At 44.2% G+C, this 13309-nt stretch carries 5 protein-coding genes; 4 read left to right on the top strand and 1 reads right to left on the bottom strand.

The window, feature by feature from the left end:
• Positions 1 to 165 precede the first annotated feature (165 nt).
• Positions 166 to 792: an HU family DNA-binding protein gene (locus BWI44_RS20050; protein ID WP_044534824.1), complete on the top strand. Its 627-nt coding sequence runs from the start codon at positions 166 to 168 to the stop codon at positions 790 to 792.
• A gap of 72 nt (positions 793 to 864) precedes the next feature.
• On the opposite strand, the gene BWI44_RS20045 is transcribed toward BWI44_RS20050, so the two are convergent.
• Complete coding sequence (locus tag BWI44_RS20045; RefSeq protein WP_195209094.1) at positions 865 to 4830, bottom strand: hybrid sensor histidine kinase/response regulator transcription factor; 3966 nt, start codon at positions 4828 to 4830, stop codon at positions 865 to 867.
• 323 nt (positions 4831 to 5153) lie between these two features.
• Here BWI44_RS20045 and BWI44_RS20040 point away from each other — a divergent pair, with 323 nt between their 5' ends.
• From BWI44_RS20040 to BWI44_RS20030, 3 genes are read left to right on the top strand one after another with little or no spacing between them, the layout of a single operon-like run.
• Positions 5154 to 8393, top strand: coding sequence for a SusC/RagA family TonB-linked outer membrane protein (locus BWI44_RS20040; RefSeq protein WP_195209095.1), 3240 nt, complete (start codon positions 5154 to 5156; stop codon positions 8391 to 8393).
• 12 nt (positions 8394 to 8405) lie between these two features.
• The gene (locus tag BWI44_RS20035; protein ID WP_044532164.1) at positions 8406 to 10343 is read left to right on the top strand and encodes a RagB/SusD family nutrient uptake outer membrane protein; all 1938 of its coding nucleotides are present in this window, start codon (positions 8406 to 8408) and stop codon (positions 10341 to 10343) included.
• 29 nt (positions 10344 to 10372) lie between these two features.
• A complete protein-coding gene (locus BWI44_RS20030) occupies positions 10373 to 12958 on the top strand; it encodes a glycoside hydrolase family 2 TIM barrel-domain containing protein (protein ID WP_195209096.1) in 2586 nt (861 codons plus the stop codon).
• Positions 12959 to 13309 lie beyond the last annotated feature (351 nt).

Raw genomic sequence — 13309 nt, 5'->3', positions numbered from 1 at the left:
AAAGAATCCCCGTGGTGGAAAGAAACTTTCTCCATGATGGAAAGAATAAGTGTTCACTGCGATTTTCTTTAGCCACCGTAGGGAAAAGAGTTAAAAATAGCGGTGTGATAATTTAATTCCGGCACTTCATGTTTTTTATGTGGGGTACCCATAAAAAACATACAGATGAGTGCATATTATGACCTCCTTGAGAAGCCTGACATTCGCCAAACCGGTGAGCAGCAACCCCTTTATGCCCGTTTTATACCTAAAGGAACTATTGAACGGAAAGAATTTCTAAATCGTGTCCACCTTTTTACCGGCATCAGTCGCAGCCTGTTGGAAGGTGCGATGGCGTCCTTTATGGACGAGTTGCGCGACTGCCTTGCTGATGGCTGGACAGTGGAATTTGGCGAACTTGGCTATTTCACCCCTTCGCTGAATTGCCGGCGCGAAGTGATGGAAAAGAAAGAACTGCGTGCTGCTTCGGTGACGCTTCGCGGCTTGAATTTTCGTCTAGGCAAGGAATTCTATAAAGAATTGAATAAAAAGATACGGTTGGAACGCCATCCGCAGTCGTCGTCCAAGTCCGAGTCTTTTACGCCGCTTCTGTCCGTAGAGCAACGTTTCCGGTTACTTGATGAATACTTGCAGCAGGAACAGCCTTGCATCAACCGTGCACAATATGCCCGTCTGACAGGACGCAGTGTGAAACAGGCGGTTACGGATTTGAACTTGTTTATTGAGGATGGATTACTGATAAGATGTGGAGCGGGGAGGAATGTGGTGTATATGAAGGGGATGCAGAAATAAAGTTCCGGTACTCTTTATATTAAAAAGCGGAGTCTTTTTTCCGAGTAGAAACATAGAATGCTCACTTTCTTTTTATTGACTTTGATACTCTGTTGGCGTCATACCGAATTCTTCCTTGAAGCATTTAGTAAAATATTTGGGCGATGAGAAACCGGTGGCATAAGCCACTTCGGAGATGCTTATTGTTTTCTTCTTCAATAAGGCACAGGCGTATTTCAACTTGATATTTCGTATAAATTCCAAAGGAGTGCACCCGCTGATTACCTTGCATTTCCGGCTTAAGGTAGAGCGGGAGATGTGAAGCTCGTTTGCCATTTGTACTGTGTCAAATTCGGATTCCTGAATGTGCCGTTCCACACATTGCATGGCATTGTTCAGAAATTCTTCGTCGCTGGTCTGATAATTTAAATTGGAAATGTTTATTTCCATTTTTGAACGGAAACTTTGCCGGGATTGTTCACGCGATTGCAGCAGGTTGTCTATTCGTGCCTGTAATATTTTCATTTCAAAAGGTTTGGCAATATAGCTTTCTGCTCCGGCTTTGTAGCATTCTATTTGGTCGTCTGTTGCATTTTTGGCTGTGAGCATGATGATGGGGATATGGTTTGTTTGTATGTCTCCTTTTATTTGCCGACAAAATTCCAATCCGTTCATCTGAGGCATCATGATATCGCAGATGATGATGTCCACTGGAGTGTTCTTGAGCAGTTCGAGTCCTTGCAAGGCGTTCTCTGCAATGAAGATCTGATATTTTTTGCTGAAGATGTGCTGTATGAGTTCCCGCAAGTCTTTGTTATCGTCTATGAATAAGATACAAGGCTTTTCATCCGGAATGAATGTATCTGTTTCTTCTTCCTGAACCTTAAGGGGAGAAGACTCTGCTATTTCCCGTTCGCTATATACTTCTCTGTCTATCGGTATTTCTACGGTAAAAACCGAACCTTTGCCCGGTTCACTGTTGACTTCGATAATTCCGTGGTGCAGGGTTACCAGTTCTTTGGTCAACGACAGGCCGATTCCGTTTGACTGGCATCCCGGATGATTCTTATTGTTATAAAACTTGGTGAAGATATGTTTTATATCCTTTTCAGCTATTCCTATGCCCTCATCTTCTACGTTAAGTACCAGGAATCTGCATCCCTCCTTATATATAGCAGACAGGCTTACGTTTATTTTTTTATGCTCCGGCGTATATTTGATGGCGTTGGAAAGCAGATTGAACAATATCTTGTCAAACTTGTCGATATCCATATATCCCCAAATGCCATCGTCTATCCGGGTGGACAGGGAGATGCTTTTCTGGTGGGCTAACGACTGAAAATTAGACGCCACGATGCCCGAAACAAAAGAAGACAGATTGCTTTTGCTTACACTTATTTCCATTTTTCTGCTTTCCACTTTCCGGAAGTCTAGGATCTGTTGCAGTAGCCGTTTCAGTCGGTTGGCATTGGAACGCAGTATTTCCACTTGTCTTTCCGAGCTTTCTTTATTTTCTTCCAGATCATCGGCAACACAAGAAATGATGGTAAGCGGGGTGAGGAGTTCATGGGAGATGTTGGTGAAATAATTCAGTTTGATTTGGGTGAGTTCTTCCTGGAGCTTCAACTTGTTTTTCTTCTCCATGCGCTTGGTGTAGGCATAAAATAGCAGGCAGATGATACACACGATGAAAAGAGTGTAGAATGAATAGGCATACCATGTTTCATACCAGGCGGGAAGGCGCCGGATAAGCAACTGTTGTTCTTCCTCCATCCAGTTGCCGTACGGGTCGGTGGCTTTCAGGCGGAAAGTATATTCTCCTTTGCCGAGGTAGTTGTAGAATGCGGAGTGTTTCCCGTTGTCTATGTAGGTCCATTTTTTATCTGCGCCTTCCAGTTGATAGGCATACTTGATTCTTCGTCCGGAGGTATATGAAAGGGCTGAAAATAGGATTTCAATATTCCGTGCTTCAGGTGAAAGTGTTATTTTGTGCACGGAATTGCCTGTTTCCGAACCGGCAGGTGAAAATAAGACAGAGCGGTTATCGGACTTTACGTCAGTGATAAGTACCTGTCCGGTACGTTTATTGTTTGTATTTTGCCTGTCCGGTAATATTTTGATGAAGCCGTTATGTCCTCCGGCGTACAGGCAACCTTCCTCATCGACGAAAGCTGCGCTATGTCGGAAGGAGGAGACGAAGATATTGGGGTCATTGACGAAATAAGCAGTATTTTCTTTGGTTGCCGGATGGTGGCGGATTATGTATTTGTCACATACTATCCATATCTTATCTTTGTATAGTAGAATTTTTAGAATGTTGTCGCCTGTCAGTCCGCAGGCTTCGGTTTCGTCCGTCATTTTTTCTTCGCTTGAATCAAACCGGAGTAGCCGTCCTAATGAAGTGGAAAACCAGACGTCACGAGCATTGGCACAGATATTCACTATCGGGGCGTCGGATAACGGCATTGATTCTTTGGGGTAATGTTTCAGTAGTATAGGCTTGTTCTCATAAGCCATTTGGTAAATGGCATCCCGGGAGGCGATCCACACATTTCCTTTACTGTCTTTGGACATATCGGATATGTGAGAGATATCAAAAGACAGTTCCGCAATCTTTTTTGAACCGGCTTGTTTGAAGAACAACCGCGAGGTGGTTCCAATCCAGATGTTGCCATGATCATCTTCTACCAGTTGGGTTATACTGCCCGGATCGGCAACGACTTCCTTTAGGTCATATTCTTCTAAAATAGAAATGTGCATTTGCTCTTTTGTCGCTTTCCATATATGGGAAGAAAAATCATTGCGTCCGCCCAGCCATACAGCATCTTCTTTCTGTGACGGTACGATAGAGGTCACGACTAATGAATATAAAGCATCCGCATTGTTTCCATAAGTAATCTTTCCTGTCTGTTCATCGAAAAGGCAGAGACCGTAACGTGACTGGTCGAACCAAATGGTACCTTTTGAGTCTTTGTTGAAGTATAAGACATTGGCATCTACGCCTAGCCTCTTTTTGATATTTTCCATCGTATGGTTGATTATTTCAGCTTTCTCAAAGGTTATTGTGTAGCCTTGATCGTAAGCTCCTAACCATAAATTGCCGGATTGGTCTTTGATGATCCGGCTGTATGTTTTGTATTGGTCTATGGGGTTATTGATGTCCTTTATAGCATTGATATTCACTTCTTCCAGTTCATTCTGTTCGTTTATGCGGAAAACATAGAGCCTGAAATGGGATAATGCCCATAGATAGCCGTACATGTCGTCTTGTACAATGTCGAAGAACACCTGTTCTGGTGAATGACGGATGGGGTTGACGATAGACTGACGTTGCAATATCTTCTTTCTGTCAGGGGAGGACGGGTCGAAACGCCAGATTCCTTGTCCCCAGGTTGCAATCCAATATCGTCCCTGATGGTCTTGTATCATCCGGTAGGGATTGCTGTTGTCCATGTGGGCATATTGCATAAAGGAATCGTCCCGGTCATTGTATTTCAATATATCCCCATTCCAGGTCAGAAACCATAGGTCGCCGTTTCTATCTTCGAAGAACGTATTCGGAGCGTTTGCTAATGTATATTCTTTTAATACACCGAGGCGGGCGTTGCATTTGAACAATTTTTTGCCGGCTGCTACCCAAATGTTACCTTTTTGGTCGCAGATGAGATCTCTTATTTCTCTTGTCTGTAGGGTAGAGTCGGGAAATGAGGTGATTTGATAAGTACTTTTGTCCACTAAGTTGATGCCTTGTACTGTTCCTACCCATAAGTAATTATCGTCTTCGGCGAAACACCGGATATCGTTGTGGGTAAGTTTATGAGGATTTTTATAGTTGTTTATGAAAGGCTGGATATCATAGCCGTCATAACGTTCCAGCCCGTATGCAGTTCCCAGCCAGAAGAAGCCTTGTCGGTCTTGATACAGATTGAAAATGGAGTTGACAGGCAGTTTGTCTAAAAAAGGCATGGGATTGACAATCATTTGCTGTGCATGGAGAGGGATGCCGGACAGCAAACAGAACAGGCAGCAGATGAGAAATTTAGGAATATGAGTTTTCATCGTAGTCAAGATTAACATTTCATTTAAAGGGGTTGTGCAAATATAGGGAGATTTGAGTAAACGGGTAAATAATATAGGGAAGCTTTTTTGCTCAATCTAGGTATAAAAATTACTCAGAGCAAATTTTATTCCTTCTCTGGGCATATTTGGGACGTGATTCCATTTCATTCTCCACATCTTTGCCACATCTTTTTGGGAAAAGGCTGATTGTGGAAGAGACGGGAAAAAAAGTATGGGGATGGTCATTTATAAGATTATTTAGGGGAATGGGATTTGTTTTCGGAATGACAGAATAACTATTTTTTTATTAATAATTTAATGATATGGAAAAACACAGATTTTTGATGTGGTTTGCTCTCCTGTTTATAGGAGTTGTAAGCGGGTATGCCCAACAGCTTGCCATTACGGGCAGAGTGTTGGATAGTAAAAAGGAACCGTTGATTGGAGTTACAATCTTGCTGAAGGGAAGTGCTAATGGAACGGTGACGGATATTGACGGTAACTTCTCGATTAAAGCGTCGAAAGGAGAGACATTGGTTGTCTCTTATATAGGTTATAAGACGCAGGAGATTCTTCTATCCTCGGACAAAACAACTATGACTGTTGAATTACTGGAAGATTCTGAGATGCTGGATGAGGTTGTAGTGATAGGATATGGCACGATGCGTAAGAAAGACCTTACGGGTTCAGTAACTCAAGTTCGTCCGGATGCATTGGCAAATGAGGCTCCTAAGACTGTGCAAGACGTACTGCGTGGAACTGCCGGTTTGAATGTAGGCTTCGATAAATCAGCCAAAGGAGGTGGATCCATGAGTATACGCGGCCAACGTTCCGTATATTCTGACGGAGGTCATAATGATCCGCTCATCATTCTGGATGGTATGATGTTTTATGGAGAACTTTCTGAAATCAACCCCAATGATATAGCGCAGATAGATGTGCTGAAAGATGCTTCATCGGCTGCCGTGTATGGTGCGAAGGCGGCCAATGGTGTTGTTATTGTGACGACCAAGAAAGGGAAGTCAGAGAAGCCTGTGATCAGTTTCAGTGCTAACGTAGGGTGGGCTACCCGCGCGGATGGCCGGAAGGTATACGATGCGGATGGGTATCTGAACTATCGCAGGGATTTTTATACGACAGATACGTATGGGGTAAATCCATCTACCGGAAAATATGAGGCTTATCAGACAGGAGGCCGGCCTGCGGGATATTTTGACCGTCCGACAGATGCTAACTTGGGAAAGTATGGACTTACTATGGATGCATGGAGAAACCAGACAACTCAGGATGCCGGTATGTGCAGTGATGAAATCTGGGCAAGACGTATTGGACTTAATGCGAGTGAAGTGACGCTTGCCAACTTCCTCTCCGGAAAAACCTTTGACTGGTATGACCATTCTTTCCAAACGGGATTGAACCAGGACTATAATGTCAGCATCAGCGGAATGACTGAAAGAATGAACTATTACCTCTCATTGGGATACCTCTCCAACGAAGGCATAGTACGTGGAAACGAGTATAACGCTATTCGTGCCAACATGAAGTTGGATGCCAAAGTGACGGACTGGTTCAGTGTGGGAGCTAACGTCAATTTCCAGAACCGTTCGGACGGTGACATTGCCGTAGACTGGTACAGGCAGATAACAAGTAACAGCCCTTTTACCTCTCCTTATAACGAAGCTGGGGAGCTTGTGGCGCATCCTCAAGGAGAGAATGCCTATTGGAAAGGATATAATTTTGATTTTGACCGTCAGTATCTTGATTTGGAAAAGGGATTTACCGTACTGAACACCATTCTGACAGCCAAGTTGACGTTACCTTTCGGCATCACTTATTCATTTAATGCGGCACCGCGTCTGCAATATTTCTATGACCGTTACTACAGGTCATCGGAACATCCTGACTGGCAGGCCGAAACAGAAGACCGCGTGAACCGTGAACAAAGCAAGCGCTTTGACTGGTCACTGAATAACACTATCACATGGGATTATACTTTTGCTAAGAAGCATCATACCATTCTGACTTTGGTGCAGGAAGCCGAAGAGCGTCGGTCGTGGGCGGATCGTATTCAAGCACGCAATATCCTGCCCTCTGAAGCATTGGGTTTTCACGGTACAGCCAATGGGGACAAGAATTTGAGTGAATTCCGTTCTACCGATAATCGTGAGACGGCTTGCGGCTATCTGGCACGCCTGTTCTATTCGTATGATGATAAGTATATGGGTACATTCTCTTTCCGTCGTGACGGATATTCCGCTTTTGGTACGACCAATCCGTATGCCAATTTCCTTTCCGGAGCACTAGCGTGGACGTTCACCAATGAGGACTTCTGGAAGTGGGGAGATATTCTGGAGTCCGGTAAATTACGTGTCTCTTTCGGACAGAACGGTAACCGGAGCTTGGCGAACTCTTATATTGCATTGGCCAACCTGGCACTGGGAATGTATTCGCAAGGATACATAAATTCTACTACAGGCACACTGCTGGATATGAAATATCTTTTTGTAGACCGTCTGCCAAATACCGGTTTGCAGTGGGAGAAGACTACTTCCTGGAATGTCGGTTTAGATCTCAGTTTCCTGAGAGGACGTATCAATGCTAGCTTGGAATACTACATAATGCCCACTACGGACATGATTATGAACCAGTCGTTACCTGATTTTACAGGATTCGCTTCCATTACCACCAATTTGGGACGAGTGGAAAACCGGGGCTTTGAAATTTCACTCAATACGCGCAACATTGAAACAAAAAACTTTGAATGGAATACTTCTTTCTCTTTCTCCCGTAACAAAAATGAAATCAAGAAACTGTATGGCGAATATGAAACCATCGTGGATGCAGCCGACAACACTATTACTAAGGAAAAGGATGATGTGGACAACAAATGGTTCATAGGCCATCCCATCAGTGCCATCTGGGATTATGAAGTGACCGGCATCTGGCAGGTGAATGAAGTGGAAGAAGCCGCTAAGTATGGACAAAAACCCGGTGATCCGAAAGTTGCCAATCATTACACTGCGGATGACCGTAAGAATGCAGATGGAACTACTACTGCTGTATACAACAATAACGATAAGCGTTTTTTGGGTGAGACTACGCCTCCTATCCATTGGTCCATGCGAAACAGCTTCATACTTTATAAGAACTGGAGTTTTTCTTTCAATCTCTACTCTTACATGGGACACAAGAGTCTGGACAGTAATTATCTGAACAATGACAATAATTATTCGCAGATTACCAACTGCCAGAATATTTATACCAAGAAATATTGGACGGTGGATAATCCTTCCAATACATACGCCCGCCTTTCAGCCCAGGGACCTACGGGACTTGCAGCGCCAAGCAGAGTCGTTGACCGTTCGTTTATTCGCCTGGAGAATGTCTCTGTAGCCTATAATGTTCCGGCAGAACTCTTGTCTCGGTTTAAGATTCAGAATGCCAAAATATTTGCTACCGTACGCAATGTGGCTACTTGGAGCAAGGAATGGGAATATGGAGATCCTGAAACCGGAGATATTGCACCGCGAACTTACTCTTTGGGTATAAACTTAACATTTTAAAAAGAAAGAAATATGAAAAACTATATAAATCAATTCAAATTGTTGCTGGGGATTACATGCGTATCTGCGCTTTTTACAGGATGTTCCGATGATTTCCTGAAACCGGATCCCCTCTCTCTTTACGAACCGACTGTAACATTCAATACGGTGGATGGTCTGAATGCTGCTTTAGCTTCGGCAGACAAGGCACTTCGTGCTTATTGGACAAATACGGAAGCTTGTGACTTGATGTTGCCTTTGATGAGTGAGTATCTTTTTTCTGATTTGACGGTAGCCGGCAAAACGGATGACCAACTTGCTTTCTGTGACATAAACGAACGTTTTACACCTACTGACGGTTGGTATAATTTTGACCAGAATCGTCTGGTCATCTTTTGGGGGGAGACTTACAACGGCATTAAGTATGCCAATACTGTTATCAGCTATATTGATAAGGTGGAGGGATTGGATGAAACCACCAGGAATGAATTTCTCGGGCGTGCCTATTTTCATCGTGCTTACCGGTATATGAATCTTTGTTTCCAATTCGGTGACGTACCTTTTGTTTCTAAAATTATAGAGTCTCCTAAGCAAGACTATAAAAGCACCAAGCGCGAGGCCATCATCAAGCGTATGGTGCAAGATATGGAGTTTGCTGTACAGAATGTTCCCGACCAAAAGGATATGACTTACATCGGTATGATCAACAAAGGGGCATGCCGCCAATTGCTTATCAAATGTTACCTTGCTAACGGTGATTTTCAGAAAGCTAAGGAACAAGCCGATATCCTCATCGATCAGTCCGGCTACTCATTGATGCAGGATGAGTTCGGGACTTTTTCCAATCCTAATCCTAAAACATGGAATATTACCAACAATGTTATTTGGAATTTACACCAAGGTGGAAACAAAGCTATTGCCGCTAACAAAGAGGCCATCCTTGTTCTGCCCAACCGTTACGGCACTGATTCGGGTATTCGCACCCGTACTATGCGTAACTTGGTTCCCAGATGGAATGCTGATGAGATTAAAACTCCCGATAATGTGAGAGCTGTGGATAACTTTGCTTTGAACAATCCGGATTATAAAGATAATTTGGATTTCAACCGTGCTTTCGGACGCGGGCAGGCAGTTGTACGTCCCACTTACTTTGCCGAGAACTCCCTGTGGTATGTTAATGGGGTGAATGATGAGGGTGACCTGCGCCATAGTCATACTGTAGGCAACTGGGTGCGTATGGAAGATTTGAGATATAACCGTCCGAACACTAAATATCACGGAGAAAATGTCCGTTTCAGTTGGATCGACGAGGATGGTGGCACCCAAGTGCTCTGTTCCGATACAATTCGGTGCTGGTTTGATTGGCCCCATTATAAGGTTTGGTCCGAATCTCCCGAAGATGAAACGCCTTCTGCCAATCAATACAATGGTGGTGGCTATGCTGACTTTTACTGCTATCGGCTCGCGGAAACTTATCTGCTCCGTGCCGAAGCCAAATATTATCTGGGAGATGCTACTGCTGTAGATGATGTCAATGCTGTGCGTAAACGTGCTAAATGTCAGCAACTTTATACTACGGTTGATATTGATGACATCGTGGATGAACGTGCCCGTGAGCTTTACATGGAAGAGTGGCGTTTCACTGAACTGAGTCGTATCTCTTATTGCCTTGCTCTCAGCGGCAAACCCGATAATGAAGGCAAAACTTATGATAAAGAGTACTTGCATGAGGACAGCTTCTGGTTTCACCGTATCACTAACTACAACAACTATTATAATAAGGATACTGGAGCCAATATCAGAGGTCGCAAGTATACCATGGGCAAGCACAATATTAACTGGCCTATTCCTCAAAAGGCCATTGACGCCAATCGCTTGGGAAAACTTAGCCAAAATCCGGGTTACGACGGATATGACCCCAATGTGGAGAAATGGGAAACCTGGGAAGAAGCGGTGGCTGATGAGAACTAGTCTGTTTTTTGATTATTTGAATATCAATTATGAACATGCATATCGCTTTATGTCTTTTGACAAGAAAGGCTTTCCTGATTCTGGTAAGCCTGGCTTTTTTCACTTTCTCTGCCTCGGCGCAAAGGATGATGAAAACCATTAATGATGGTTGGGACTTCCGTAAGGATGGAGAAACACGGTGGCAGCCCATCAATCTGCCCCATACATTTAATCTCGATGCCTATTCTCAAAGAAATTATTATCAAGGTAAGGGTGAATATCGCAAAAAGTTGTCACTCCCAGAGATAGCCCCCACTAAACGTTATTATCTGAAAATAGATGCCGCCAGTAAAGCTGCCGACGTAAAAGTCAACGGACAGGTGGCTGGTAGTCATGCCGGGGGGTATTCGGCTTTCATTCTGGATGTTACCGGGCTTATAAGGGAGCACAATGAGATAGAAATTACTGTTGATAATGCTCGACGAGACATTACGCCGCTTTGGGCGGACTTCACTTTCTGGGGAGGAATCTACCGGGATGTGTGGCTTATAACCACTCCGGAACAGCATTTCAACATGGCGAACTACGGGTCGACCGGTGTATTTGTCAGTACCCCCGTTGCCAACGAACGAGAAGGAGTAGTGCAGGTAAAAGCGGAGGTGACTAATGATGCCGACTCAAGGATACGTCTGAAGATGCAAAACCGCATTTATGACGCCCAGGGAAAACTGCTTCAGACGAATGCACAGCCTTTTTCACTGAAGGCGGGAGAAACAGCAACTGTGGAATATAAATCTGATGTAATAGACAATCCTCAATTGTGGACACCGGAAATGCCGACACTGTATCGCGTTGTTACCGCCATTGTGAATGCCAAAACCGGTGAAGTCTTGGATGAGATTTCTAATAAGATAGGTTTCAGATGGTTTTCGTTTGATGCAGACAAGGGATTCAGTCTGAATGGGAAACCTTATAAGCTGCGTGGGGTGAACCGCCATCAGGACCAGGCACCTGTAGGAGTGGCTATAGACGACGAAGTGAACCGCCGTGACATAAGGCAGATAAAAGAAATAGGATGCAATTTTATCCGTATATCCCATTATCCGCAGGATGACGCTTTGCTGGATGCATGTGATGAACTGGGCTTGCTGGCTTGGGAGGAGATTCCCATTATCGACATCGTCCCCGATACCCCGGGATATGATGACCATTGTGAGATGAACCTGGTGGAGATGATTCGGCAACATTACAACCATCCCTGTATCATGGCGTGGGGATATATGAATGAAATATTACTGATTGCTCCTACACCGGATAAACCGGAGTGGCCTGCAGTAAGAGATCGTACTGTTAAGCTGGCGCAGAGGTTGGAAAAACGTTTGAAAGAAGAGGATTCTTCGCGTGTGAGCGTCATGGCATTCCACGGTTCTGATCTTTACAACACGATTGGACTTGCACTGGGAGACGTGGCCGGATGGAATCTCTATCAGGGATGGTATTTTGGTGAGTTACCTCATTTTGAACAGTGGTTGGAAGATCAGCACGCTCGTTATCCGCATCGTCCCATTATTGTGAGCGAATGGGGGGCGGGGTCAGACAAACGTATTCACTCAGTTAAGGGTCGTCCATTCGATTTCAGTATGGAATATCAGCAGGAATATATCGAGCACTATCTGCCCTATATTGAAAATAATGACTACATTGCCGGATGTGCTTATTGGGGGTACGTCGATTTCAACGTGGCCGCCCGCCAGGAATCTATGCCTCGTGTCAACAATAAGGGGCTTTTCTATAATGACCGGACTCCGAAAGACATAGCTTATTATTTTAAGGCTATGTGGCGTAAGGATGTGCCGGTGTTGCATATAGCAAGCCGCGATTGGGCATTGCGGACAGGAAAAGCCGGAGAAGAACATCCCATCAAGATTTATACCAATCTGGATGAGGTGGAGCTTATTCTGAACGGTGCTTCTTGCGGCAAGCAGTGCACGTCCAATTATAATACTATATTTCGTGTAAAGTTGCCGGAAGGAAATTCTTCGTTGGTGGCCAGAGGTTATAGGAACGGCGTTCTTGTGGAAGATGTGATGATGATGACGCTCGCTCTTTTCCCCGACTTGCATCAAGGGGACGAACTTGCAGTAAACGTTGGCAGCAATTGTTATTTCATTTCAGATGTCAGTCACTTGACATGGTTACCGGATCGTCCTTATACTGCCGGGGAATGGGGGTACGTGAACGGTAAGGGGCGCAGCACTACCTCTGAAATTTATAATACTGTAGATGGACCAGTCTATCAGACATGGATGGAGGATATAACGGAGTATAAGATCGACGCTCCTGCCGGAACCTATGAGGTGGAACTGTTGATGGCGGATGTTAGCCGACCGGCCCGGCAGCAGGCCAATCTGCTTGGCAAGGGAGATGAACGGGCAAGTGCCGTGTCCAAGCGGTTCGACATCACCATTTGCGGTGAGGTTGTGGAACAGAATTTCTCTCCGGCCGATAACAACCGTTATCTCAACGCATGCCGTCGACGCTATATAGTGAACAATAATGATGGATGTATTGATATACGTTTTACGCCGTTGCAAGGCAAGCCGCTTCTTTCGGGGCTTAAAGTCCGAAGGTTATAAACCGAAAGAGATTGTCTGATGGGAAAGGAGTCGATGGGCTCCTTTCTTTTTTTTGCGAAATCTACTTTGTTTGTAGAGATGCTTTAAATCCTTTACTCTCATTTTCAATCCTTTAGGGTTCAGGTTTGTAGAGATTACTATCTAATCTTCTACTTTTCTGTTTTTTATAGTTTCCTTTTCATTTCATCCGTTGTAGAGATTGCCTTTTGATAAAGTGTTGTTTATTAATGCTTTATAAAATTGCTTGGTAGATGCTGTTTTCTTGCTTTCTCATACTTCTCACCCTAACTTTGCAACATCGAATCTGAGAAACAGAACGTCTGTCTGTTGAGGCCTCACAGTAAAAGACTT

Source organism: Bacteroides sp. Phil13 (assembly GCF_001940965.1).
Lineage (GTDB): Bacteria > Bacteroidota > Bacteroidia > Bacteroidales > Bacteroidaceae > Bacteroides > Bacteroides intestinalis.
This window is presented reverse-complemented; position numbering and strand designations above follow the sequence as displayed.

Bases quoted from the DNA above. Each gene is read 5' to 3' on its own strand.
- BWI44_RS20035 (WP_044532164.1), top strand. From the start codon at position 8,406: ATGAAAAACTATATAAATCAATTCAAATTGTTGCTGGGGATTACATGC.
- BWI44_RS20040 (WP_195209095.1), top strand. From the start codon at position 5,154: ATGGAAAAACACAGATTTTTGATGTGGTTTGCTCTCCTGTTTATAGGA.
- BWI44_RS20030 (WP_195209096.1), top strand. From the start codon at position 10,373: ATGAACATGCATATCGCTTTATGTCTTTTGACAAGAAAGGCTTTCCTG.
- BWI44_RS20050 (WP_044534824.1), top strand. From the start codon at position 166: ATGAGTGCATATTATGACCTCCTTGAGAAGCCTGACATTCGCCAAACC.
- BWI44_RS20045 (WP_195209094.1), bottom strand. From the start codon at position 4,830: ATGAAAACTCATATTCCTAAATTTCTCATCTGCTGCCTGTTCTGTTTG.